The organism is Roseateles sp., from assembly GCF_047654785.1.
Lineage (GTDB): Bacteria > Pseudomonadota > Gammaproteobacteria > Burkholderiales > Burkholderiaceae_C > Pelomonas.
This window is the reverse complement of the sequence record NZ_JASGKQ010000001.1, coordinates 243956-268132: the sequence shown is the minus strand read 5'-3', so window position 1 is coordinate 268132 and position 24177 is coordinate 243956. Positions and strand designations below refer to the sequence as shown.

Here is a 24177-nt window from a genome sequence, read left to right as displayed (position 1 = left end):
TCAGAAGTTGTGGCGGACGCCCACGGCCAGCGAATTGAAGTCGGCGCTGGTGCGCGGCGCGTTGTAGTCGGTCTTGGTGTAGAAGCCGTAGACCTTGGTGCGCTTGCTCAGGTTGTAGTTGTAGCCAGCGGTGTACTGCTTGGCGCCGCCGAAGCGGAAGGCGCCGTCGCCGCCCGCACGGGTGCCGCCGACGTTCAGGTGGAACTCGGACTGGCCCACGGTGTACATGGCAGCCAGGCGGCCCACGTCACGGCTCTTGAAGCCCTTGACCTCTTCGCGCTGGTAGTAGCCGCCGAAGGTGAAGGCACCCAGCTCGTACAGGCCGCGGACGGCGTACTGCTTGTAGTCGTCGACCTTCTCGTAGCCGAAGCCGGCGTGCAGAGGGCCCATGTCGTAGTTGACGGCCACGTCGATGGCGCGCGGCGCGGTGCCTTCGCCAGCGGCGACGCCCAGCTCGGCCGAGAAGCCGCCGGCGGTCGGGGTGAAGTACGAGACCTTGTTGTTGGTCGTGAACTTCGTGCCGTACAGGTTGTCGGCCGAGGTGCCCGTGTCATGGTTGTGCATGCTCACGTAGTCGGCGGTGGCGAAGTACGAACCCGGGAACCACTTGCCCAGGCGCACGGCACCGAAGGCACCTTCCAACTGGACCCAGGAACCGCGGTTCCAGAACGTCGTGCCGCCGGTGGCGGCGCCGTTGTCGCTGTCCAGGCCGTGTTCCAGCGCGAACGAGGCCTTCAGGCCGCCGCCGAGGTCTTCGACGCCCTTGAAGCCCAGGCGCGAACCGTTGTTCTGCACGGCCACCTTGCGGTCGTTGTTGCCGAACTTCTGGCTCTCAACGGTGGTGTTGATGCGGCCCCACAGGGTGACCGAGCTTTGGGCGAAGGCCGGGGCTGCGACGGCAGCCAGGGCGGCGACAAGTGCAATCTTCTTCATCGTTTGCCTTTGCAAAATGGGGGGGTTGCGGCGGGGTTGACGGCCCTGCCTCGGGGGACAAGTGCTGGGCAGTATAGGAGCGGCGCCCCGGGTAGCCGAGACAAGCGACGCGCGGATGCAACACTGCCTCCGGGGATCTTGCAAGCTCGGGGAAGCCCTGGGTCGGGTTTCCCGCAGGCGTCACACGGCCGTCACGCCGCGGCGTCGTCCGCGCTCAGGCCGGCCAGATGGCGGTCGTCGTTCCAGCCCACCAGCGTCAGGCCGCCGCCGGCCGTGGCGAGCAGGCGGTTGATGCTGGCGTTGCCGAGCTGCCAGCTGCGCGGCGCGTCCAGCGCGGCGCCGGTGGCGGCGCGGTACAGGCAGTCCAGCACGCCGCCATGCGCGACCAGTGCGATGGCCTGGCCGGCATGGGCCGCCGCGGCGCGGCGGGCGGCGGCCAGGCAGCGCGCGCTGAACACGGTGAGGCTTTCGCCGCCGCCCACGGCGAAATCGGGCTCACGCCGGCGCCAGCGGGCGGCGTCCTCGGGGTGGCGCTGGGCGATCTCGTCCCAGCTCAGGCCTTCGAAGCGGCCGAAGCTGCGCTCGCGCAGGCCGGCGTCGAGCCGCACGGGCAGCCCGTGCGCGCGGGCCAGCGCCTCGGCGGTCTGGCGGGCGCGGCTCAGGTCGCTGGCGTAGACGGCGGCCAGCGGCTCGTCGGCGAGGGCGGCGGCGAGCTGGTCCGCCTGGGCCCGTCCGAGCGGGCTCAGCGGGATGTCGGTGTGGCCCTGGATGCGGGCGGCACGGTTCCAGAGGGTTTCGCCGTGGCGGATCACGAGCAGGCGGGTCGGCTCGTCCAGCATGGCTAGACGCCCCAGACCACGTCCACGCCGTCCTGCTGGCTGCGCTGCATCAGGTCGCGCAGCGGCCAGGCGCGCTGCCTCAGCGACACGCCCTGGCGGCGCGGCTCGGGCTCGCCGGCGGCCTTGGCGTCATCGACGCGGCGCTGGAATTCGGCCTCGTCGGCCGCCACGCCGGCCTCCAGCGCCTGGATCAGCCCCGGCAGCGCGGCCGCCTGGAGGATGCCTTGCGGCGCGGGCTCGCGGCCCATCAGGCGCAGCACGGCGTCGCCGGACTCGGCCAGCATGACGACGTCCGCACCCGCCTTGGATTTGAATTGGTAGAGCATGGCCGCATTCTGGCCCCGCGGCCCGGCCGCGCTCAACCGTTGCCGGCCAGGCCCAGCCAGCCGGAGACGGCGGCATCGACGACCGGGCGGCGCGGGCGCACGCGCCGCTCGAAATCCGCCGGGCCCAGCGCGGGCGCGTACAGATAGCCCTGGAACTCGTGGCAACCGGCCTGGGCCAGGAAATCGCGCTGCGCCTCGGTCTCGACGCCTTCGGCGATGACCTGCAGGCCGAGTGCGCGGCCCATCTGCACGATGGCGTTGGCGATGCCGCAGTCGCTGGCGTCGCCGGGCAGGCCCTTGACGAAGCTGCGGTCGATCTTCAGCCGCTGGATGGGCAGCCGCTTGAGATAGCCCAGCGAGGAGTAGCCGGTGCCGAAATCGTCGATGGACAGCGTGACGCCCAGCGCCGCCAGCGCCTGCATGCGCTTCAGGCCCTCCTCGGCATCGCTCATCAGCACGCCTTCGGTCAGCTCCAGCTCCAGCATGCTGGGCGGCAGCGCGGCGTCGCGCAGCACGCTGGCGACGGTGTCGACGAAATGCGCCTGCTGGAACTGCAGCGCGGAGACATTGACCGCCACCGGCATGCGCATGCCGTGCGCCAGCCAGCTGGCGGCCTGCTCGACGGCCTCGCGCAGCACCCAGTCGCCGATGGCGACGACGAAGCCGCTCTCCTCGGCCAGCGGGATGAACTCGGCCGGCGAGATGTCGCCGCGCCGCGGGTCGCGCCAGCGGATCAACGCCTCCGCGCCGATGACGCGGTCGCTGCCCAGCTCGACCTGGGGCTGGTAGTGCAGGCGGAAGCGCCCCTCGGCCAGCGCCTGGCGCATGTCGTGGTCCAGCCGCATGCGCGACAGCAGGTCCACCGCCTTGCGCGGCACGTGGAAGCGGAAGCCCGCGCGGCCGCTTTCCTTGACCCAGTGCATGGCCCGCTCGGCGCTGGACAGCAGCTCGTCGGGCGTGCCGCCGTCGCCCGGGTACAGCGCGATGCCGCAGCTGGCGGTGACCGTGAAGCTCAGCGCCTCGAAGTTGAACGGCTGGGCGAGCAGCTGCTGCACATGGCGCGCGGCGGCCTCGGCCTCGAACATCTGCGCGCCGTCGATGAGCAGCGCGAACTCGTCGCCGCCCAGGCGCGCCAGCGTGTCGTTCGCGCCGACGGCGCTGCGCAGCCGCTCGACGACCTCGCGCAGCACGCGGTCGCCATAGCTGTTGCCGAGCGTGTCGTTGATCTGCTTGAAGCGGTCCAGGTCCAGGTGCAGCAGCGCGAAGCAGGGCGGCGGCTCGCCGTCGGCGGCGGCCGCCGCCATCTGCTGCACGATGCGGTCGGCCAGCGCGCGGCGGTTGGGCGTGCCGGTCAGCACGTCGGAGCGGCCCAGCTCCTCGATGCGCTGGTGGGCGGCCAGCTTTTCGGACAGGTCGCGGAACGAGAACACGCGGCCGATGGGCTCGCCGCGGCTCATCTGCGGCAGCGACACCTGCTCCAGCACGCGGCCGTCGGCCAGGCAGAGCATGTCGCTGGAGCGCATCAGCGGCGCGTCCAGCAGCGCCTCGATGCGCAGCCGGTACTGCTCGCCGTCGCGCATGACGCGCTGCAGGCTCAGCCACAGGCCGGCGTCGCCGGGCTCGTGCAGCAGGCCGCCGGGCAGGCCCCAGAGCTTGGCGAAGCGGCGGTTGAAGCTGCGCACGCGGCCAGCCAGGTCGACGACGAGGATGCCGTCGGCGGTGGATTCGAGCGTCGCGCGCAGTTCGGCCAGCAGCGTCTCGCGCTCGGCCTCGGCGCGGCGGCGGCGCGTCTGGTCGTGCAGCAGCACCAGCCAGTGGTGGCCGCCCTCGGGCGTGTGCAGCGGGCTGATGGCGCGGCTGACCCAGCGCGGCTGGCCGTCGCTGTGGGTCAGCACGGTGTCGGAGCGGATGCGCGCGAACGGATCCTGCGCGGCACCCTGCCAGAAGGCCTCGTCTTCCAGCGACCCGCACAGCGCCACCGGCGGCTGGCCCAGCGCGCGCTCGGGCTTGAGGCCCAGCAGCCGCAGCGCGGCGCGGTTGACGGCGCTGACGGTCAGCGTCTGGCCATCGACCAGCCAGGCCGGATCGGGCAGGCCCTCCAGCACCGCGCCGACCATCGGCGGCGCGTCGGCGCTGGTACGGAGCCGGGCTGGATGCGCCTCGCGGCAGGCGCTCACGGGCGGGCCCTTCGGCGGCCCCGGCGCGCCGCGCTCACGCGGCCAGCTCCCCGGGCCCGGTGTCCACCGCGTCGAAGAAGTAGGCGATGCGGGTGCGCGGGCTCAGGTAGTCGAGCGCCGCGCGGGGCAGGTCCTGCGGCCGCAGGCTGCGGCGGATGCCGAGGTCGGGCATGTCCTCGAGGTTCAGCACCAGCGCCTCGTCGCGGGGAACCCGGGGGTCATGCACCATCACCCGCGGCTTCAGCGGGCGGGCGGAGTTGACGGACACGACCAGCGCGTAGCGGTCGTCCGTCAGCTGCACCGTGGAGCCCGGCGGGTACACGCCCATCATGCGGATGAAGGCGTTCAGCATGGTCGCGTCGAAGCGGCTGCGGCCCTGCGCGAACATCAGCGACAGCGCCTCGTGCGGCGTCATCGCCTTGGAGGTGATCAGCGGGTTGCACAGGCCGTCGAAGCGGTTCACCAGCGCGACGATGCGCGCGCCGGTGCTCATGCGGTCCATGCCGATCTTCTGCGGGAAGCCGCTGCCGTCGGCGTGCTCGTGGTGCTGGGCCACGATGAGCAGCGGGGCGGGCGCCAGGCCCATGGCCTGGCCGATGGCCACGCCCTTGGCGACGTGCTGCTGGTAGGCCTGGGTCTCGGCAGCCGTGAAGCTCTCGTCGCGGTGGCGCAGCCGCGCGGCCACTTCGAGCTTGCCGACGTCGTGCATCAACGCGCCGACGCCGATGTCCATCATCTCCTCGCGGCCCAGGCCGAAGGTGCGGCCCAGCAGCAGCGCGATGATGCACACGTTGAGCGCGTGCGCGGTGCTGCGGTCGCCCGCGCCCTCGTTGAGCAGGCGCATGTTGAGATCGCCCTCGACGAGCATCTTGTCGAGCAGCGCGGTGGTCAGGTGCTCGACCTGGACGCGGGCCTGCTGCGGCTCGGCCTGCACCTGGCCCATGACGCGGCGCACGCCCTCCGCGGCCTCGGCGTACTGGGCCTCGCACAGCCGCAGCGCCTCGCGCTGGCGCGCCAGGGCGAGGCGGTGGGCCTCGCGGGCGAGTTCGGCGGCGCTGGGCGGCTCGGCGCCCGCCTCGACGGCGACCGCATCTGCGGCGGCGCGGTCGGCCAGCCATGCCCCCTGGCGGGGCTGCGGCAGGAGGTCGCTCTTCGCGGGGCTCCAGCGCACCTGGGTCAGGCCCAGGCGGCGCAGGGTCAGGAGTTGATCGCTGGACGCAATCTTGAAGCTCGACAGCGGAAATGGATGCGACATCCAGCCCAGGTCGAGATGGATGAACATCCCGACGGCCAGTTGGCTGACGTCGATCAGCGGATCGTTTGATCTGTCCTGCATTCGCTCACAGCCCGTACGCCGGGCCTCCCGCAGTTCCCGCATCGGCACCGCGCCGACGGTCCTGGAACCGGTCTCCTGCCCTACTTGTCGAATCAGCCCATCACGGCCGCGAACGCTCGGGGAATCGCCCCGTCCGCAGCCCTTGCGGGAGCTTAGCGCCTGAACCTGCCCGGCATGTCCAACCGCCTCGGGGCCAAACGCGGAGGAATGCGCGCCTTCGCGGGCTCAGGGTGGCGGCGGGGAGTGAGCGGGCGCACGCAGCGCGGCGACTGGGCCGTGGCGCCCGCCGCCGATGGCGGGCCCGGCGCCGCGTGCGCTCACGGCAGAAGCAATTACTTCTTCTTGGCCTTGGCGGCGGGCTTGGCCGGCTTGGCGGCCGGCTTCGCAGCGGCCTTGCGGGCGGCGGCCTTGGGATCCACGGCGGCCTTGAAGCCGGCACCGGCGGTGAACTTGGGCAGCTTGGCGGCAGCGATCTTGATCTTGTCGCCGGTGCTGGGGTTCACGCCGTTGCGGGCGGCACGGGCGTGCTGCTTGAAGGAGCCGAAGCCCGGGATCGACACGGCACCACCCTTCTTGACGGTGGTGACGATGGCGTCCAGCAGGGTCTCGAGGACGCGGCCGGCTTCGGCCTTGCTCAGCTCGTGCTTGGCGGCCAGGTGTTCGATCAGATCGGTCTTGTTCATGCGGGAGTTCTCGTCCAAAACGCGCCCGAACGGCTCGGGCGGGCGCGATTGTGGCCCATCGCGGTCCACGGCCCCACGCGCAGGCGGCACGCGGGGCGCCGTCTTGCGCGACTCCTGCACGCGCGGCGGCAAAAAAAGAAGCCAGCGCTCTCGCGCCGGCTTCTTGGCTTGTCTTGGTGCCCAGGAGAGGACTCGAACCTCCACGGAGTTACCCGCTAGTACCTGAAACTAGTGCGTCTACCAATTCCGCCACCTGGGCTTTCAGGGAGGCCGGACTATAGCCCAGAAATCAGAGGTCGAACTTGACGCCCTGGGCCAGCGGCAGTTCGCTGGAGTAGTTGACCGTGTTGGTCGTGCGGCGCATGTAGGCCTTCCAGGCGTCCGAGCCGCTCTCGCGGCCGCCGCCGGTTTCCTTCTCGCCGCCGAAGGCGCCGCCGATCTCCGCGCCCGAGGTGCCGATGTTGACGTTGGCGATGCCGCAGTCGCTGCCCGCCGCGCTCATAAAGGCCTCGGCCTCGCGGAGGTCGGTCGTGAAGATCGCCGACGACAGGCCTTGCGGCACGTCGTTCTGCAGCGCGATGGCGTCGTCCAGAGTCCGGTACTTCAGCGTGTAGAGGATGGGCGCGAAGGTCTCGTGGCGCACCACCTCGGTCTGCGCCGGCATGCGCACCAGCGCGGGCACGGCATACCAGGCGTCGGGGTGGCGCTGCTCGAGCGCGCGCTCGCCGCCGCTGACCTGGCCGCCCTGCTCGCGGGCCGCCTTCAGCGCGGACTGCATCGCGTCGAAGGCCTGCGCGTCGATCAGCGGGCCGACCAGCGTGCCGGCCTCCAGCGGCGAGCCGATGGGCAGCTGCGCGCGGGCGCGGTCCAGGCGCTCGACGAGGGCGTCGTGGATGCTCTCGTGCGCGATGACGCGGCGCGTCGTCGTGCAGCGCTGGCCGGCCGTGCCGTAGGCGCCGAACAGGATGCCGCGCACGGCCAGGTCCAGGTCGGCGCTGGGCGTGACGATGATGGCGTTGTTGCCGCCCAGCTCCAGCAGGCAGCGGCCGAAGCGCGCCGCGACGCGCGGGCCGACCGCGCGGCCCATGCGCGTCGAGCCGGTCGCGCTGACCAGCGCGACGCGGGCGTCGTCCACCAGCGCCTCGCCGGCATCGGCGCGGCCGATGACGAGCTCGCTGAGGCCGTCCGGCGCCGCGTGGTCGGCCGCGCGGTAGGCCGCCAGCGCGCGCTCGAACAGCGCCTGCGTGGCCAGCGCGGTCAGCGGCGTCTTCTCGCTGGGCTTCCAGACGCAGGCGTCGCCGCAGACCAGCGCCAGCGCCGCGTTCCACGACCACACGGCGACGGGGAAGTTGAACGCCGAGATGATGCCGACCACGCCCAGCGGCAGCCACTGCTCCATCATGCGGTGGCCGGGGCGCTCGCTGGCGATGGTCAGGCCGTGCAGCTGGCGGCTCAGGCCGACGGCGAACTCGCAGATGTCGATCATTTCCTGGACTTCGCCCAGGCCTTCGCTCGCCACCTTGCCGGCTTCGATGGAGACGAGCTGCGCGAGCTGGGCCTTGTGGGCGCGCAGCTCCTCGCCGAGCAGGCGCACCAGTTCGCCGCGCTTCGGCGCGGGCACGACGCGCCAGGCCTTGAAGGCCTCGGACGCGCGGCCCACGGCGGCCTGCATCTCGGCGGCGCCGGCGGCGGGGAGTTGCGCGAGCACGCCGCCGTCGATGGGCGAGCGCACGGTCAGGTCGCCGGCGGCCGGCAGCGTGACGCCCAGGGCGCCGAGCAGGGAAAGGGTCTGTTGCTTCATGGCCGGCATTCTTTACGAGATGGACTCCACCTGGCGGCTCTGCTGGTAGGCCGAGCCGAAGCGGTTGGCGAGGAAGTCCGGCAGCCGGACCTCCTCCTGCCGGACGAAGCCGCTCTGCGGCAGCTTGCCCTCGCGGAACAGGTCCACCGCGGCGCAGATGCCGGCGGCCGTGGTGATCTGGATCGCGGACAGCGGCTGCGCGCCGTCGCGCGTGGCGAAGATCTTGCGCGCGAACACCTCCTGCAGCAGCACGCCGCTCTTCATGCCCGACACGGTGACGAACACCAGCACCACGTCCTGCATGGTCGCCGGCATGCTCTTGCGCATCACGGACTTCAGGTTCTCCTGGTCGCCCTTGAAGCCCAGGTCGCCGAGCAGGAACTGCATCAGGTCGCGGTGGCCGGGGTAGCGCACGGTCTTGTAGTCCAGGTTGCGCACCTTGCCGGCCCAGGTCTCGCACAGCGTGCCCAGGCCGCCCGAGGTGTTGAAGGCCTCGTACTCGGTGCCGTCCAGGCTGAAGTGCTCCAGGCCCTCCAGCGGCAGCGCGGCGATGGTCTCGCCGTCGTGGATGGCCTCGCAGGGGTGGCAGTACTCGTTGATGAGGCCGTCCACGCTCCAGGTCAGGTTGTACTTCAGCGCATTGGTCGGGAAGGCCGGCAGCGCGCCGACGCGCATCTGCACGTCGCGCACGGTGTCGAAGCCGCTGGCCAGGTGGTGGGCGACGATGCCGATGAAGCCCGGCGCCAGGCCGCACTGCGGCATGAAGGCCGTCCTGGCGCCCCGGGCCATGGCCTTGATGGCCTTGGTGGCGGCCACGTCCTCGGTCAGGTCGAAGTAGTGGCAGCCGCACTCCAGCGCCAGCCCGGCGGCGGTGATGGCCAAGTGGTAGGGCAGCGCGTTGACGACCGCGTCCTTGCCGCGCAGCTGCGCGACCAGCGCGGCGCGGTGGTCGCTGTCCACCTCGGCCGTGGCGATGCCTTCGTCGGCCAGCACCTTCAGGTAGGCGGGGTTCTTGTCGAGCACGGTGACCTGGTAGTCGCCGGTGGCGTGCAGCAGGCGGGCGATGGTCTGGCCGATGTGGCCGGCGCCGAGCAGGGCGATCTTCATGGTGGGGCTTTCGTCAAAAAGGGGGGGTGTCGCTGGCGCGGACTCTAGGCAGCTGCCGCGACGAAAGAAAGCGCTGATCCGACGAAATCAATTGCTCGATCGACGATTCGTCACCATGATTCGCCGTTATGGATGAATCACGGGTAAACACCAGCCCGCCACCGGACGAGCTCGACCGCCGGCTGATCCTGCTGCTGCAGGCCAATGCGCGGGAGAGCACGGCGACGCTGGCGCGCAAGCTCGGCGTGGCGCGCACCACCGTCGTCGCGCGGCTGGCGCGGCTGGAGGCGGGCGGGCGCATCGTCGGCTACACGGCGCGGCTGGGCGGCGACGAGACCGGGCGCGGCGTGCAGGCCTTCGTCGGCATCAGCGTCAGCCCGAAGGCGGGGCGCGAGGTCGTCAGGCGCCTGTCGGAGTTGCCGGAGCTGCGCCAGCTCGCCAGCGTCAGCGGCGAGTTCGACTACATGGCGCTGCTGCGCGCCGACACGACCGCCCGCCTCGACGCGCTGCTCGACGAGATCGGCGACATCGACGGCGTGCTGCGCACCAACAGCTCGGTGGTGCTGGCGCTGCGTGTGGACAGACAAACCTGAACCCTGAACCGGAGACTCACGATGACCTGGCTCGCCCTCGGCCTCGCCCTCTTCCTCGGCATCCACCTGACCCGCGCCCTGGCGTCGAACTGGCGCGCGGCGCAGATAGCCCGCCTCGGCGCGCTGGGCTGGAAGGGGCTCTACACCCTCGTGTCGCTGCTCGGCTTCGGGCTGATCCTGTGGGGCTACGCGCTGGCGCGGCAGCAGCCCGTCGTGCTGTGGCCACCGCTGCGCGGCATGAACCACCTCGCGGCGGCGCTGATGCTCGTCGCCATGGTCCTGCTGGCCGCGGCCTACGTGCCGCGCAACCACATCCGGGCCAAGCTGCAGCACCCGATGACGCTGGCGGTCAAGACCTGGGCCTTCGCCCACCTGATCGCCAACAACACGCTGGCCGACGTGATGCTGTTCGGCAGCTTCCTGGTCTGGTCCATCCTCGTCTTCCGCGCGGCGCGGCGGCGGCCCGCGCCGCCACTGGCGCCGCCCACCGCCGCCGGCACACTGCTCACGATCGTCGCGGGCGCGGCACTGTGGGCGCTGTTCGCGTTCTGGGCGCACGCGGCCTGGCTGGGCATCGCGCCGCTGGGCCGGTGAGGGCCGCCATCCGCCCCGTCGGCGCCGCCGACGCGAGCGCCTTCACCGCCGCCGCCCGCGCCAGCCGCCGCCTGCACCGGCCCTGGGTCACGGCGCCCTGCGACGCCGAAGCCTTCGCGCGTTACCTGGCCCGCTTCGACGGCGTGGCGCATCACGGCTTCGTCGTCGTGGCGGAAGGCGAACTGGCCGGCGCCGTCCACCTGACGAACGTCGTCATGGCGCGCTGCGCAGCGGCTACCTGGGCTACTTCGCGTTCGCGGGTTTCGAGGGCCGCGGGCTGATGACGCAGGGGCTGAACGCCGTCGTGACGCATGCGTTCAGGAACCTCGGCCTGCACCGCGTCGAGGCCAACATCCAGCCCGGCAACGCCGCCTCCATCTCCATCGCCCTCGCCCGCCGCTGCGGCTTCATGCTCGAAGGCTATTCGCCCAGGTAGTCGATGCCCGTGGCCAGCATGGCTTCCATGACCTCGCCGGAGCACGGCGCGCAGCAGGAGTGCAGCAGCACCTTGCGCGGGCCCTCCTGCAGGTAGGGCGGCAGCGGTTGGCGGCCGGCGTGGGTGTTCATGGGCGGGCTCCTTGGGCAGCGGCCGGCTGGCGGGCGAGTTCGATGAAGGCGCGCACGTAGTCGATCGCCATGTCCGCCTCGCGTGCGCCCAGGAAGATTTGCTTGGCGATGCCGCGCGCGCCCAGCCGCACGGGCACCACGTCCATCTTGGCCGCGTAGTCCTCGACCAGCCAGCGCGGCAGCGCAGCCACGCCGCGGCCGCTGGCGACCATCTGCACCATGATGTCCGTGGTTTCGATGGCCTTGTGGCGCCGCGGCGTGACGCCGGCGGGTAGCAGGAACTGGGTGTAGATGTCCAGGCGTTCGATGTCCACGGGGTAGCTGATGAGCACTTCCTGGGTCAGCTGTTGCGGCCTCACATGGGCCACCGAAGCCAGCGCATGGCCCTTGGCCACGACGAGCACCTGCTCGTAGTCGAACACCGGCTCGAACTTCAGCCCTGGCTTGAACAGCGGGTCGGGCGTGACCAGCAGGTCGATCTCGTAGCCGAACAGCGCGCCGATGCCGCCGAACTGAAACTTCTGCTTCACGTCCACATCCACGTCGGGCCATGCGGCCAGGTAGGGCGACACCACCTTGAGCAGCCACTGGTAGCAGGGATGGCATTCCATGCCGATGCGCAGCGCACCGCGCTCGCCCTGCGCGAACTGGCCCAGGCGTTCTTCGGCCAGGTTCAGCTGCGGCAGCACCCGGTTCGCAACCGCCAGCAGGTACTGGCCGGCCTGCGTCAGCCGCAGGCTCCGGCCTTCGCGCAGCCAGACGTCGGTGCCCAGTTGCTGCTCCAGCTTTCTCATGCTGTGGCTCAGCGCCGACTGGGTCAGGTGGAGCACGCCCGCGGCGGCCGTCAGCGACCCTTGCTTCTCGACCTGCTGAACGATGGTGAGGTGGATGCGCTCAAGCATTCGGATGAACCATATTCATGAATCATTGAAAACAAACCATTTTACGTCATTAATCCGCGTCTCTAGCATTCGCGTCCCTTGCCATGCCGATGACAACAACCATGATTCGCCCCCTCCGATTGGTCGCCGTTTCCGGCGGGATGCAGCGCCCCTCCAGGTCCACCGCCTTGACGGAACACTTGCTGGACCTGATTGCGGAAGCCATCCCGTGCGAACAGCGCCTGGTCGAGCTGGGCCAGCTCGCGCCGCAGTTCGCCGGTGCGCTGTGGCGCTCCCAACTGCCCGCTGCGGTGGAGCGGGAACTCGCCGCGGTCGAGCAGGCCGACGTGCTGGTGGTGGCGACGCCGGTCTACCGCGGCTCCTTCACCGGACTGTTCAAGCATTTCTTCGACTTCATCGACCAGGACGCCCTGGTCGACAAGCCCATCCTGCTCGCGGCCACCGGCGGCAGCGAGCGCCATGCCTTGGTGATCGACCACCAGTTGCGGCCGCTGTTCAGCTTCTTCCAGGCCCGCACCTTGCCGCTGGGCGTCTACGCGACCGACAAGGATTTCGCCGACCACCGCGTGCAGGACAAGGCGCTGATCGAGCGGGCCCACCTAGCGGTCCAACGGGGATTGCCGTTGATCGAGCTGATGCGCCGGGCGAAATTTGGAACGGTCCAGGAATTGGCCGCGGCCTGACACCCTGTTTATCCAGAAGTTGGAACCCACATGAGCAACGTTTTCGAATTCAGCATCAAGACCCTTCGTTTTGATGAGCATTACCAGCCGTCGGAGAGCACGCGCACGACGACCAACTTCGCGAATCTCGCCCGGGGGCAAAGGCGCCAGGAAAACCTGCGCAACACGCTGCGGATGATCGACAACCGTTTCAACGCCCTGGCGCATTGGGACAATCCGACGGGAGACCGCTACGCCGTAGAGCTTGACATCGTGTCCGTCGAGATGCGCGTCGGGGCCGGCGAGCGCGGCGAAGCCTTCCCGCTGATCGAGATCCTGCATCCGCATATCGTCGACAGGAAAACCGGCGAGCGTATCGAGGGCATCGCGGGGAACAATTTCTCCTCCTACGTGCGCGACTACGACTTCAGCGTTCTGCTGCTGGAGCACAACCGCGACAAGCCCACGTTCAGCACGCCGGACGACTTCGGCGACCTGCATGGCAAGCTGTTCAAGCACTTCCTGAACTCGAAGGCTTACCAGGAGCGCTTCAAAAAACCGCCGGTGATCTGCATCAGCGCCTCGAGCAGCAAGACCTACCGCAGGACCGAGAATCAGCACCCCATCCTGGGCGTCGAATACCAGCAGGACGAGTTCTCCTCCACCGACCGGTATTTCGAGAAGATGGGGATGCAGGTTCGTTTCTTCATGCCCTCCGGCAGCGTGGCGCCCTTGGCCTTCTATTTCGTCGGCGACCTGCTGGGCGACTATTCCAATCTTGAACTGATCGGCACGATCAGCACGATGGAAACCTTCCAGAGGATTTACCGCCCCGAGATCTACAACGCCAACTCTGCGGCCGGGAAGCTGTACCGCCCGAGCCTCACGAATCCGGACTACTCATCGACACAGATCGTCTATGACCGGGAAGAGCGCAGCCAGCTGGCGGTCAAGCAGGGGAAATTCACCGAAGAGCATTTCATCAAGCCGCACAAGACCGTCCTGGCGCACTGGGCCGCCTATTACGCCGGATGACTGGCCACGCGCCCAACGATTCAATGACGAAGGATTCCAAGATGTTCGAAACCTCCATCGCCGGCAGCCTGCCGAAGCCGGCCTGGCTTGCTGAAACCAACAAGCTCTGGCCGCAGTGGCGGGCCGAAGGCGATGCGCTTCGCCAGGCCAAGGCCGATGCGACCCTGCTGTGGATCAAGGCCCAGGAAGACGCCGGCCTGGACATCGTGTGCGACGGCGAGCAGTCGCGCCAGCATTTCGTGCACGGCTTTCTCGAACAGGTCGAGGGCATCGACTTCGAGCACAAGGTGAAGATGGGCATCCGCGACAACCGCTACGACGCGATGGTGCCGCAAGTGGTGTCGGCCCTGCGCCTGAAGGGCCGCGTGCATGCCTTCGAAGCGCAGCTGGCGCGTGCGCACACCAAGAAGAAGCTGAAGTTCACGCTGCCGGGCCCGATGACCATCGTCGACACGGTGGCAGACCGCTTCTACGGCGGCGACGCCGAAGGAAGGGTCAAGATGGCCTTCGCGTTCGCGGAACTGCTGAACCAGGAAGCGCTCGCGCTGCAGGCCGACGGCGTCGACATCATCCAGTTCGACGAGCCCGCCTTCAATGTCTACATGAAGGACGCCGCCGACTGGGGCGTGCGGGCGCTGGAGCGCGCGGCGCAGGGCCTGAGGTGCAAGACGGCGGTGCACATCTGCTACGGCTATGGCATCAAGGCCAACACCGACTGGAAGCGCACGCTGGGCGACGAGTGGCGCCAGTACGAGGCGGTGTTCCCCGCGCTGGCCCGCAGCAGCATCGACCAGGTGAGCCTGGAATGCATCCACTCGCATGTGCCGCCCGACCTGATGAAGCTGCTGGCCGGCAAGGACGTGCTGGTCGGCGTGATCGACGTGGCCAGCGACGTGGTCGAGACCGCGGAGGACGTGGCGGACACCATCGGCCGGGCGCTGCAGTTCGTGCCGAAGGAGCGGCTGTTCCCCTGCACGAATTGCGGCCTGGCGCCGATGGCGCGGGACGTGGCGTGGCGCAAGCTCGAAGCGCTGGCCGCGGGAACGAGGCTGGCCAGGGAGCGGTTCGCCCGCGCGTGACGCCCGTCCGCCACCGCTACCGCTTCAGCAGCCCCAGCCCCTTCAGGTAGTCGCCCTCGGGGAAGCACACGGTCTGCGGGTGGTCTGCGGCGGCCGAGAGGCGGTCGACGATGTAGCCGTCCACGCCCGCGTCCAGCCCCGCACCGGCGACGATCTTGTGGAACAGGTCGGGCGCGATGCCGCCCGAGCACGAGAAGGTGTACAGCAGCCCGCCCTCGTTCAGCAGCAGGAAGGCCAGCCGGTTGATGTCCTTGTAGGCGCGCGCGGCGCGCTCGGCGTGCGCGGCGGTGGGCGCGAACTTGGGCGGGTCGAGCACGATGGCGTCGAAGCGACGGCCTTCGGCCAGGCAGCGGCGCAGCGTGGCGTTGACGTCGGCGTCCCAGGCCTCGTGGCGGCCCGCGTCGAAGCCGTTCAGCGCCACATGCGCCTGCGCGCGCGCCAGCGCCGGGCCGGAGGAGTCCACGCTGACGACGTGCGCCGCGCCGCCCGCCAGCGCGGCGACCGAAAAGCCGCCGGTGTAGCTGAAGCAGTTCAGCACCGTGCGGCAGCCGTACTGCCGCACCGCGTCGGCGAAGCGGCGGCGGCTGTCGCGCTGGTCGAGGTAGTAGCCGGTCTTGTGGCCCTCGGCGACGTCCAGCGTCAGCCGCCAGTCGTGCTCGCGGATCGTCAGCGCGGTGCCGCCCGCGCCGCGCAGCCAGCCGGTCTGCGCGGGCAGGCCCTCCCACTCGCGCGCCTGCGCGTCGGAGCGCTCGTACAGCCGCGCCAGGCCGGTGGCCGCCAGCAGCGCGTCGGCGATGGCGCCCTTCCAGCGCTCCGCGCCGGCGCTGCCGAACTGCGCGACCAGCGTGTCGCCGTAGCGGTCCACCACCAGGCCCGGCAGGCCGTCGGCCTCGCCGTGGACCAGCCGCCACGCGTCCGACGCGATCGCCAGCCGCGCGCGCATCGCGACGGCCTGCTCGATGCGGCGCCGGAAGAACGCCGCGTCGATGCGCTCGGCCTCGTCGAAGCTCCAGGCGCGCAGCCGGATCAGCGAGGCCGGGCTGAACGCGGCCCACGCGAGGAAGGCGCCGTCGGCCGACTCCACGCGCACCGTCTCGCCGGCGTCGGCGCCGCCGCGGGCGACGGAACTCTCGAACACCCAGGGGTGGCGCCGCAGCAGCGAGCGCTCCTTGCCGGGCCGCAGCCTGATCTTCTTCATCGCTGCAGCGCCCCGAACGCGTAGCTCAGCTGCAGGTGCGACATCGGCGTGGACTGGTCGCCGCCGCGCAGCGTGCGGAACCAGCCCAGGCCGGCGCGCAGCCGCAGCCGCTCGGCCGGCGCCCACTGCGCCCAGGCCTCGGCCTGCGTGACCGCGCCGCCGCCCACCTTCACGCCGCCGCCGCCGGCCGCGCCCACCAGCAGCTCCGCGCCGACGCGCAGGCCGCCCGGCAGCGGCTCGCTCTGCACGCCCAGGCCGAACAGGCCGAAGGAGTAGGCGCCCGCGCTGCCCGCCGCCGCGCTGCCCGCCTGCGCCGTGCCGTACACGCGCGGCGAGAACTCGCGCGACAGGCCCACGGCCAGGTGGCTGACGGCCTCCCGGCGGCCGTCCTTGAAGCGCATGCGCGGCAGGTGCATGACGCTGGCGCCGAGCTGCTGCACGCGCACGGTGCCGCCGGGGTCGTCGCCGATCAGCGTGGGTGTGCGGTCCAGCGGCATCGCCAGCACGGCGCGCAGATAGGGCGCGCGGTAGGCGCCGCTGGGCGCATGCGTGTAGCCGGCGTCCAGCCGCAGGCTGGGGCCCCAGGGCGTGATCCAGCGCAGCGTCGGCCCGCCGCGCAGCAGCCAGCCGTTGCCGCTGTCCACGTTGCCGCCGCCGCCCAGGCCCGCGCCCAGCTGGCCGCCGATGCGCAGCCGCGGCGTGCCGAACAGCGGCCAGTCCTGGCCGATCTGGCCGAGGATTTCCATGTAGCCGTCCACGCCGCCCTTGGCCGCGCCGGACGCCTCCACGCCCCACCAACTGCCGTCGGCGACGTACTGGCGCAGCTCCGCGCCGGCCTTGCCGACCCGGCCCGCGTAAGGCTGGCCGCTGCGGTTGCGGCTGGCGGCGCGCGGCCTGTCGAAGCCGCCGGTCAGCGCGATCTCGTCGAAGCCCAGGCCGCTGCGCCGCCCGGCGCGCGCGGGCTTGCCGGCGTCGTCGGGCGAGAAGCTGACGAAGTCCATCGTGCGGCCCAGCGTCAGCGCCAGGCCGACGCCGCTCTTCACGTTGCCGCTCGGGAAGCGGATCTGCGAGACGCCGATGCCGGTGTACCAGCCGCCGGTCTCGGTGCGCAGCGACAGCTCGGGCCGCAGCATCAGCCCGCCGCCGAAGCGCATCTCGCGGCTCGACAGCCCGCCGCCCGCGCCCACGTACAGGCTGGCCGCCAGGTGCGTGTTGCCGGACAGCCGCCAGCGCCGCTGGCCGGTGAAGCCGACCGTGAAGATGCCGCCGTAGTTGCCCTTGGCCGTGCCGTAGAAGCCGGGGCCGAAGCCCCAGTCGTCGCCGTAGGCCATCAGGTAGCTCAGCGACGCGAACGCCGTGCGGCCGCCGTCGGGCATCTTCATGCGCGTCCAGCTGGCCTCCACGGCAGCCGGGCGCACGGTGTCGATGCGCGCGAAAGGCGCGTCGTCGGGCGTCGCCACGACGAGCCCCGGAGCGAGCGCGAAGAGCGCCGCGACAACTCGAGCGGCCGCCACGGCACCGGCTTTGCCGGGCCGTGGGCGGCGCCCCCTTGAGGGGGCCGGCGCAGCCGGTAGGGGGTGGTTCATTTCTTTGCGCGTGGATGGGCGGCGTCGTAGATGCGCGCCAGGTGCTGGTGGTCCAGCTGGGTGTAGACCTGGGTGGTCGTGATGTGGGCGTGGCCCAGCAACTCCTGCACGGCGCGCAGGTCGCCGCTGGACTGCAGCAGGTGCGAGGCGAAGCTGTGGCGCAGCATGTGCGGATGCACGTGCGCCGGCATGCCGGCCTGCACCGCGCGGGCCGCCAGCATGGCGCGCAGCGTGGAGCCGGCGAGGCGGTGGCCGCGCGCGCCGACGAACAGCGCCGGCTCGCCCGCCGCGGCGAGCTGGCCGCGCACGGCCAGCCAGCCGCGCAGCGCCTCGGCCGCCGCGCGGCCCAGCGGCGTGCTGCGGCGCTTGCCGCCCTTGCCGAGCACATGCACCTCGGCGGCCTGCAGGTCCACCCAGCCGGCGGCGCTGCCGCTGGCCTGCGCGTCCAGGCCGATCAGCTCGGCCGCGCGCAGGCCGGCGCCGTAGAGCAGCTCCACCAGCGCGCGGTCGCGCGCCTCCAGCCGCGCATCGGCGGCCTCGCCGGGCGCATGGGCGGCCAGCTGCACCGCGTCGTCCACGGCCAGCGCCTTGGGCAGCGGCCGGGGCGCCTTGGGCGCGCGCAGGCCGTCGAACGGGTTCAGCGCGACGCGGCCCTGCAGCCCCAGCCAACGGTAGGCGCTGCGCCAGACGGACAGCTGCAGCGCGATGGACTTGGGCGCCAGGCCCTCGCGGTGCAGCTGCGCGGCCAGCCGGCGCGCCTGGGCCAGCGTCAGCGCGCGCGCGTCGATGGCCGCATCCGCCAGCAGGGCCTGCAGGCGCTGCAGGCCGTCCGTGTAGAGGCGCAGCGTGCGCGGACTCAGGCGTTGCTGCACGCGGGCGTGCTGCAGGTAGTCCCGGTAGTCCGCCGGCAGCTCGGTCATGCGGCCAGCAGGCCCGCCAGGCCGGCGCTGGCGATCTCGCCGACGCGGGTCAGGAAGTCCGTGCCCATCTCGGCCGTGTAGCGCGTCGGGTCGGGCGAGCCCAGCACCAGCAGGCCGAAGGGCTTGCCCTCGTTCGCGCTGGGCTGCGCCAGCGGGATCAGCGCCAGCGACGTGGCGGTGCCGCCGCTCTCGGACAGGCCCAGCCAGCGCGCGGCCTCGAAGCCCGAGTTCACGCCGCAGTAGGGCTGGCTCAGGCTGGACGCGAAGCTCTTCACGTCGGCGCTGACCGCGGCGGCGAACTCGGCCGCCTCGTGCGCGGGCGCCACGCCCCACAGCCGCAGGCTGGCCTGCGGAATCAGGAACTGGTGGCGCAGCTCGCTCAGCAGCACCTCGGGCAGCGCGGCCGGCGTCGCGGCGGCGCGCATGACGGCCAGCGTCCAGCGGTGCAACCGGTCGGCAATTGTTGCGTTGTCCTGCGAGTTGCGGATCATCTCGACCAGGCGTTGCTCCAGGCCCTTGATCTTGTCGCGCAGCATCTCGGCCTGGCGCTCCTGCAGCGACACCGCGCGCGCGGCGTGCGGGTGCTGCAGCTGCACGGTGGCCAGCAGCGCCGCGTGGCGCTCGAAGAAGCCGGGCGTGGCCGCCAGGTAGTTGGCGATGTCGGTTTCGGTGATGCCTTGCACCGCATCGGCGGCGGGGTTGGAACTCACAGCGTGATCTCTCCGTCAAAAACTTTCTCGGCCGGGCCGGTCATGCGCACCGGCGCATCACCCCCCGCCCACTCGATGCGCAGCAGGCCGCCGCGCGTCTGCACCTCCACGGCCGCGTCCAGCCAGCCCAGCCGGATGCCGGCGACCACCGCCGCGCAGGCGCCGGTGCCGCAGGCCAGCGTCTCGCCGGCGTCGCGCTCGAACACGCGCAGCGCGATGCGGTCGCGCGCCAGCACCTGCATGAAGCCGGCGTTGACGCCGCGCGGGAAGCGCGGGTGGCGCTCGATGCGCGGGCCCTGCGTGGCCACCGGCGCCGCCGCCACGTCCGCCACGCGCTGCACCGCATGCGGGTTGCCCATCGACAGCACGGCCAACTCGACGCCGTCCACCGGCCACAGCCCGAAGCCGTTTTCCAGCCGCGGCGCCAGGCCCGCCGTGTCGAACGCCAGCGCGGCCGGGTCGAACACCGGAGCGCCCATGTCCACGGTGACGCGGCCGTCGTCCTGCAGCCGCAGCAGCAGGCGGCGGTTCATCGTGTCGACGTGGATCTCGCGCTTGCCCGTCAGGCCGGCGTCGGCAACGTAGCGCGCGAAGCAGCGCGCGCCGTTGCCGCAGTGCTCCACCTCGTCGCCGGTGTTGTTGAAGATGCGGTAGCGGAAGTCCGCGCCGGCCTCCCGGCCGGGCTCGATCACCAGGATCTGGTCGCAGCCGACGCCGAAGCGGCGGTCGCCCAGGCGCCGCATCTGCGCGGGCGTCAACGCGAAGGGCTCGCGCGTCGCGTCGATGACGACGAAGTCGTTGCCCGCGCCCTGCATCTTGGTGAAGCGCAATTTCATGGCGCCGGATTATCCAGGCGGCGCCATGCCCGGGCGCGGCGACGCCGGCAGGGGGTGGGCGGCATCACTCCGGCGCCGCGCCGATGTCCAGCCCGCGCGGCTGCTTGTAGCGGTGGTAGCCCCACAGGTACTGGCCCGGCGCGCGCCGGATCAGCCCTTCCATGGCCGCGTTGACGAGGGCCGCCGCGTCTTCGGCCGAGGCGGCCGCGGGAATCTCCGGCGCCGGCAGCACGTGGACGGTGAAGCCCTGCCCGCGCGGCAGCCGCTCGCCCCAGATCAGCAGCAGCGCCGCGCCGGTCTGCTGCACCAGGCGGGCGGCCAGCGTCATCGTGTAGGCCGGGCGGCCGAAGAACGGCGCCCACACGCCCAGGCCGTCGGGCGGCACCTGGTCCGGCAGCAGGCCGACAGCCTCGCCCCGGCGCAGCGCGCGGATCATCTGCCGCACGCCCGCCAGCGACGCGGGCGCCGTCGCCAGGCCCGGGCGCTCGCGCGAGCCGGCCATCACCTCGCGCAGCGCGGCCTGGCGCGCCGGTCGGTACAGCACGGTGATGGGCGCCTCCGGCGTCGTGAAGCGCTCGGCGATGGCCTGCGCGCAGATCTCGAAGCAGCCCAGGTGGGGCGTCAGCAGCACCAGGCCGCGCTTGCCGGCCAGCGCGGCCTCGATCAGCTCGCCGCCGTCCCAGCGCAGCCGGCCGCCGAAGGGGCGGCCCTTGCGCGCGATCCACAGCCACGGCAGCTCCGCGGCCATGCGCCCGGCGGCGGCGATGGCCGGGCGCGCCCGGCCCCAGGGCACGCCGGCCTGCGCCACGTTGGCCTGGAAGCGCCGGCGGTAGGTGGGCGAGGCGGCATACACCAGCCAGCCCAGGCCCGCACCCAATCCGTGCAAAAGGGCCAGCGGCCAGCGGGACAAGAGACGAAAAAGCCAGCCCATGTTTCTATACTTCGCGCATCGCCGAGTTAATGAACTACTTGCGGGGCGATTCACAAATCCTGCTAAAGCGTTCGCCGCACCTCCTGGGGTCAGGCAACGCCGCCCACCATCACTCAGGAGTTTAAAAGTGGCCAACGACTTCCTCTTCACGTCCGAATCGGTTTCGGAAGGGCACCCCGACAAGGTGGCCGACCAGATCTCCGACGCCATCCTGGACGCCATCTTCGAGCAGGACCCGCGCAGCCGCGTGGCCGCCGAGACGCTGTGCAACACCGGCCTGGTCGTGCTGGCCGGCGAGATCACGACCAATGCGCACGTGGACTACATCCAGGTCGCACGCGACACGATCAAGCGCATCGGCTACGACAACACCGACTACGGCATCGACTACAAGGGCTGCGCGGTGCTCGTCGCCTACGACAAGCAGAGCAACGACATCGCCCAGGGCGTGGACCACGCCTCCGACGACCACCTGAACACCGGCGCCGGCGACCAGGGCCTGATGTTCGGCTACGCCTGCGACGAGACGCCCGAGCTGATGCCCGCGCCGATCTACTACGCGCACCGGCTTGTCGAGCGCCAGGCGCAGCTGCGCAAGGACGGCCGCCTGCCCTTCCTGCGCCCGGACGCGAAGAGCCAGGTGACGATGCGCTACGTGGACGGCAAGCCGCACAGCATCGACACCGTGGTGCTGTCCACCCAGCACAGCCCCGAGATGAGCCTGGGCGACAAGATGACGCCCGAGTTCTACGAGGCCATCCGCGAGGAGCTGATCCAGCCCGTGCTGCCCAAGGCCTGGCTGACGGCCGACACGAAATACCTGATCAACCCGACCGGCCGCTTCGTCATCGGCGGCCCGCAGGGCGACTGCGGGCTGACGGGCCGCAAGATCATCGTCGACACCTACGGCGGCGCCTGCCCGCACGGCGGCGGCGCGTTCTCCGGCAAGGACCCGACCAAGGTGGACCGCTCGGCCGCCTACGCCGCGCGCTACGTGGCCAAGAACATCGTTGCCGCCGGCCTGGCGCGCCAGTGCCAGATCCAGGTGGCCTACGCCATCGGCGTGGCGCGGCCGATGAACGTGACCGTCTACACCGAAGGCACCGGCGTCATCCCCGACGAGCAGATCGCCCGGCTCGTGAACGAGCACTTCGACCTGCGGCCCAAGGGCATCATCCAGATGCTGGACCTGCTGCGGCCCATCTACGCGAAGACCGCCGCCTACGGCCACTTCGGCCGCGAGGAACCGGAATTCACCTGGGAACGGACGGACAAAGCCCAAGCGCTGCGCGCAGCGGCGGGGCTGTAAGCCACGCGTTTGCGCCAGCAAACCTCGGGCTTTGGGGCGCAGCTCATATCGCTTGCGATGTGAGCGGAGACCACAACGACCCAGCGTTGCGCGCAGCGGCGGGGCTGTAGGCCACGCGTTCGCGCCAGCAAACCTTGGGCTCATACCGCTTCGCTTGCGGTGTGAGCGGAGACCCCAACGACCCAGCGCAGCCGCCAGAACGTCGCCACTGTCGCAAACCCGACAGGGAGAACACGCCAAAAGCCGGCAAAAGCGGCCGAATTGCTCATCGCTGCCGGCCCGCCACCCCCTGCTCGGCGGGGTGGCGCCCTACAGTGGCTCGCACCGGCCAGGTGCGCCGCTCTCCGGCGTACCGACCGCAACCCCGGAGAGGCGGATGAGCATTCAGTCATTGAAGATAGGCGCCCGGCTGGCGCTGGGATTCGGCATCGTGCTGGCGCTGCTGGCCGGCGCCGTCGGCTTGAGCTACCAGCAGATCGGCGGCGTCGGTCCGCAGATCGGGCAGTTGCTGGACCTGCAGCGCCGCCAGGCGCTGGCGCAGGACTGGCGCACCAACACGCTGCTGAACATCACCCGCACCGACGCGGTGGCCCACGCGGGCGGCTCCGGGCCGGTGCAGGACACCTTCGCCCCGGCGATCAAGGCCACCAGCGCCCAGATCAGCAAGCTGCAGGAATCTCTGACCCAGCTGATCGACAGCGCCAGGGGCAAGCGGCTGCTCGACGAGATCGCGGCGGCCCGCCAGGCCTACATCGACGAGCGCAACAAGGTCTTCGCGCAGCTCAAGGCCGGCGAGACCGCCGCGGCCATGCAGGCGCTGGACGGGCGCATGCGGCCGGCCGCCGACGCCTACCTGGGCAAGATCGGCGCGATGACCGACTACCAGGCCGAGCGCGTCAGCCACAGCACGAACGAGATCACCGCCAGCGCCCGCCACACGCAGATGCTGCTGCTGGCGCTGGCCGCCGTGAGCCTGGGCCTGGGCGCGCTGGCGTCGTGGCTGATCACGCGCTCGGTGGTGCAGCCGCTGCGCGTGGCCATCCAGGAGGCCGAGGAAGTGGGCCGCGGCGACCTGTCGCGCGACATCCGCGCCGCCGGCCGGGACGAGACCGCCCAGCTCGCCCAGGCGCTGGCCGGCATGCAGCATTCGCTGCGCGGCCTGGTCGGCTCGGTGCGGCAGAACGCCGACGGCGTGGCCACGGCCAGCGCCGAGATCGCCACCGGCAACAACGACCTGTCCTCCCGCACCGAGGCCCAGGCCAGCGCACTGGAGGAAACGGCGGCGTCGATGGAGCAGCTGTCCGCCACCGTGCGCCAGAACGCCGACAACGCCGAGCAGGCCGACCGCCTCGCGCAGGACGCGACCCGTGTGGCCCAGCAGGGCGGCGAGGTGGTGGGCGAGGCCGTCGCCCGCATGCGCGGCATCGAGGAAAGCTCGCGCAAGATCGGCGACATCATCGGCACCATCGACACCATCGCCTTCCAGACCAACATCCTGGCGCTGAACGCGGCGGTGGAAGCGGCGCGGGCCGGCGAGCAGGGCCGCGGCTTCGCGGTGGTGGCCAGCGAGGTGCGCATGCTGGCGCAGCGCAGCGCCGAGGCGGCGCGCGAGATCAAGGGCCTGATCGGCGACAGCGTCGAGCGCATCGAGCAGGGTGCGGAGCTGGTGAACCAGGCCGGCGACACCATGCAGCAGGTCGTCACGTCCATCGGCCGCGTGGCCGGCATCGTGCGCGAGATCAGCGCGGCCAGCCGCGAGCAGAGCGCGGGCGTGGCGCAGGTCGGCGAGGCCATCACGCAGATGGACCAGGCCACGCAGCAGAACGCCGCGCTGGTCGAGGAAAGCGCCGCGGCGGCGGAGAGCTTGCGCCAGCAGGCCGATGAGTTGGTGCGGTTGGTGTCGACGTTCAGGACTTGACCGGGGTTGTTGGTTGGGGCTGGAGCTGGGGCTGCTTTTGCGGGAAGCCTTTCGACCCGGTGCACCGCGCCGGGACCCCGCCCCGGCGGGCGGGTAACTTTCTTCTGTCGGCGCCAGAAGAAAGTCACCAAAGAA

Annotated in this window: 25 protein-coding genes and 1 tRNA gene; 9 read left to right on the top strand and 17 right to left on the bottom strand. The window is 71.1% G+C overall.

Annotated features, from left to right (window positions below; genetic code table 11):
- From QM788_RS01280 to QM788_RS01240, 9 genes are all read right to left on the bottom strand, one after another.
- Entirely contained in the window at positions 1-933 is a 933-nt protein-coding gene (locus QM788_RS01280; RefSeq protein ID WP_415659671.1) for a porin, read from the bottom strand.
- 191 nt (positions 934-1124) lie between these two features.
- A complete protein-coding gene (locus tag QM788_RS01275) occupies positions 1125-1769 on the bottom strand; it encodes a histidine phosphatase family protein (protein ID WP_415660297.1) in 645 nt (214 codons plus the stop codon).
- Between the two features lie 5 nt (positions 1770-1774).
- Positions 1775-2098, bottom strand: a complete 324-nt coding sequence (locus QM788_RS01270; RefSeq protein WP_415659670.1) for a DUF1840 domain-containing protein — start codon at positions 2096-2098, stop codon at positions 1775-1777.
- Positions 2099-2130: 32 nt separating this feature from the next.
- Positions 2131-4275, bottom strand: coding sequence for a putative bifunctional diguanylate cyclase/phosphodiesterase (locus QM788_RS01265; RefSeq protein WP_415659669.1), 2145 nt, complete (start codon positions 4273-4275; stop codon positions 2131-2133).
- Between the two features lie 34 nt (positions 4276-4309).
- Positions 4310-5611: an HD-GYP domain-containing protein gene (locus QM788_RS01260; protein WP_415659668.1), complete on the bottom strand. Its 1302-nt coding sequence runs from the start codon at positions 5609-5611 to the stop codon at positions 4310-4312.
- 332 nt (positions 5612-5943) lie between these two features.
- The gene (locus tag QM788_RS01255) at positions 5944-6363 is read right to left on the bottom strand and encodes an HU family DNA-binding protein (RefSeq protein WP_415660296.1); all 420 of its coding nucleotides are present in this window, start codon (positions 6361-6363) and stop codon (positions 5944-5946) included.
- A gap of 105 nt (positions 6364-6468) precedes the next feature.
- Positions 6469-6553 (bottom strand) — tRNA-Leu (locus QM788_RS01250).
- Between the two features lie 30 nt (positions 6554-6583).
- On the bottom strand, positions 6584-8104 hold the full coding sequence (locus QM788_RS01245; protein ID WP_415659667.1) for an aldehyde dehydrogenase family protein: 1521 nt from the start codon (positions 8102-8104) through the stop codon (positions 6584-6586).
- 3 nt (positions 8105-8107) lie between these two features.
- Entirely contained in the window at positions 8108-9202 is a 1095-nt protein-coding gene (locus QM788_RS01240) for a saccharopine dehydrogenase NADP-binding domain-containing protein (protein ID WP_415659666.1), read from the bottom strand.
- Positions 9203-9330: 128 nt separating this feature from the next.
- Here QM788_RS01240 and QM788_RS01235 point away from each other — a divergent pair, with 128 nt between their 5' ends.
- The 4 genes from QM788_RS01235 to QM788_RS01220 are packed head-to-tail and all read left to right on the top strand — an operon-like array spanning position 9331 to position 10825.
- Positions 9331-9795 (top strand): Lrp/AsnC family transcriptional regulator, encoded by a 465-nt coding sequence (locus QM788_RS01235; RefSeq protein ID WP_415659665.1) that lies wholly within the window; start codon positions 9331-9333, stop codon positions 9793-9795.
- A gap of 21 nt (positions 9796-9816) precedes the next feature.
- On the top strand, positions 9817-10389 hold the full coding sequence (locus QM788_RS01230) for an NnrU family protein (RefSeq protein WP_415659664.1): 573 nt from the start codon (positions 9817-9819) through the stop codon (positions 10387-10389).
- Positions 10386-10670 (top strand): hypothetical protein, encoded by a 285-nt coding sequence (locus tag QM788_RS01225; protein ID WP_415659663.1) that lies wholly within the window; start codon positions 10386-10388, stop codon positions 10668-10670. Before QM788_RS01230 ends, QM788_RS01225 begins: the two co-directional genes overlap by 4 nt.
- Complete coding sequence (locus QM788_RS01220; RefSeq protein WP_415660295.1) at positions 10613-10825, top strand: GNAT family N-acetyltransferase; 213 nt, start codon at positions 10613-10615, stop codon at positions 10823-10825. The genes QM788_RS01225 and QM788_RS01220 overlap by 58 nt, the downstream gene beginning before the upstream one ends.
- On the opposite strand, the gene QM788_RS01215 is transcribed toward QM788_RS01220, so the two are convergent.
- On the bottom strand, positions 10810-10956 hold the full coding sequence (locus QM788_RS01215) for an epoxyqueuosine reductase QueH (RefSeq protein ID WP_415660324.1): 147 nt from the start codon (positions 10954-10956) through the stop codon (positions 10810-10812). The two genes, QM788_RS01220 and QM788_RS01215, sit on opposite strands and share 16 nt — an antisense overlap.
- On the bottom strand, positions 10953-11858 hold the full coding sequence (locus QM788_RS01210) for a LysR family transcriptional regulator (RefSeq protein ID WP_415659662.1): 906 nt from the start codon (positions 11856-11858) through the stop codon (positions 10953-10955). Before QM788_RS01210 ends, QM788_RS01215 begins: the two co-directional genes overlap by 4 nt.
- 101 nt (positions 11859-11959) lie before the next feature.
- On the opposite strand from QM788_RS01210, the gene msuE reads away from it, so the two are divergent.
- Genes msuE through QM788_RS01195 form a run of 3 tightly spaced genes read left to right on the top strand, consistent with a single transcriptional unit; the run spans position 11960 to position 14634 of the window.
- The gene (gene msuE, locus QM788_RS01205; protein ID WP_415659661.1) at positions 11960-12541 is read left to right on the top strand and encodes an FMN reductase; all 582 of its coding nucleotides are present in this window, start codon (positions 11960-11962) and stop codon (positions 12539-12541) included.
- Between the two features lie 30 nt (positions 12542-12571).
- Positions 12572-13555, top strand: a complete 984-nt coding sequence (locus QM788_RS01200) for a DUF1852 domain-containing protein (protein WP_415659660.1) — start codon at positions 12572-12574, stop codon at positions 13553-13555.
- 41 nt (positions 13556-13596) lie between these two features.
- The gene (locus tag QM788_RS01195) at positions 13597-14634 is read left to right on the top strand and encodes a methionine synthase (RefSeq protein ID WP_415659659.1); all 1038 of its coding nucleotides are present in this window, start codon (positions 13597-13599) and stop codon (positions 14632-14634) included.
- Between the two features lie 16 nt (positions 14635-14650).
- Here the strand turns inward: QM788_RS01195 and QM788_RS01190 are convergent, their stop codons facing one another.
- The 6 genes from QM788_RS01190 to QM788_RS01165 all read right to left on the bottom strand — a co-directional run bounded on the left by QM788_RS01190 (position 14651) and on the right by QM788_RS01165 (position 20815).
- The gene (locus QM788_RS01190) at positions 14651-15832 is read right to left on the bottom strand and encodes a class I SAM-dependent rRNA methyltransferase (RefSeq protein ID WP_415659658.1); all 1182 of its coding nucleotides are present in this window, start codon (positions 15830-15832) and stop codon (positions 14651-14653) included.
- Positions 15829-17292, bottom strand: coding sequence for a hypothetical protein (locus QM788_RS01185; RefSeq protein ID WP_415659657.1), 1464 nt, complete (start codon positions 17290-17292; stop codon positions 15829-15831). Before QM788_RS01185 ends, QM788_RS01190 begins: the two co-directional genes overlap by 4 nt.
- A gap of 122 nt (positions 17293-17414) precedes the next feature.
- On the bottom strand, positions 17415-18338 hold the full coding sequence (locus tag QM788_RS01180) for a tyrosine recombinase XerC (RefSeq protein ID WP_415659656.1): 924 nt from the start codon (positions 18336-18338) through the stop codon (positions 17415-17417).
- Positions 18335-19048, bottom strand: a complete 714-nt coding sequence (locus tag QM788_RS01175; protein ID WP_415659655.1) for a DUF484 family protein — start codon at positions 19046-19048, stop codon at positions 18335-18337. The genes QM788_RS01180 and QM788_RS01175 overlap by 4 nt, the downstream gene beginning before the upstream one ends.
- On the bottom strand, positions 19045-19884 hold the full coding sequence (gene dapF, locus QM788_RS01170) for a diaminopimelate epimerase (RefSeq protein WP_415659654.1): 840 nt from the start codon (positions 19882-19884) through the stop codon (positions 19045-19047). The genes QM788_RS01175 and dapF overlap by 4 nt, the downstream gene beginning before the upstream one ends.
- Positions 19885-19948: 64 nt before the next feature.
- Positions 19949-20815 (bottom strand): lysophospholipid acyltransferase family protein, encoded by an 867-nt coding sequence (locus QM788_RS01165; RefSeq protein ID WP_415659653.1) that lies wholly within the window; start codon positions 20813-20815, stop codon positions 19949-19951.
- Between the two features lie 127 nt (positions 20816-20942).
- Here QM788_RS01165 and metK point away from each other — a divergent pair, with 127 nt between their 5' ends.
- Positions 20943-22124, top strand: a complete 1182-nt coding sequence (metK, locus tag QM788_RS01160; RefSeq protein WP_415659652.1) for a methionine adenosyltransferase — start codon at positions 20943-20945, stop codon at positions 22122-22124.
- A 376-nt stretch (positions 22125-22500) separates the two neighbouring features.
- Positions 22501-24042: a methyl-accepting chemotaxis protein gene (locus tag QM788_RS01155; protein WP_415659651.1), complete on the top strand. Its 1542-nt coding sequence runs from the start codon at positions 22501-22503 to the stop codon at positions 24040-24042.
- Positions 24043-24177: the final 135 nt, after the last annotated feature.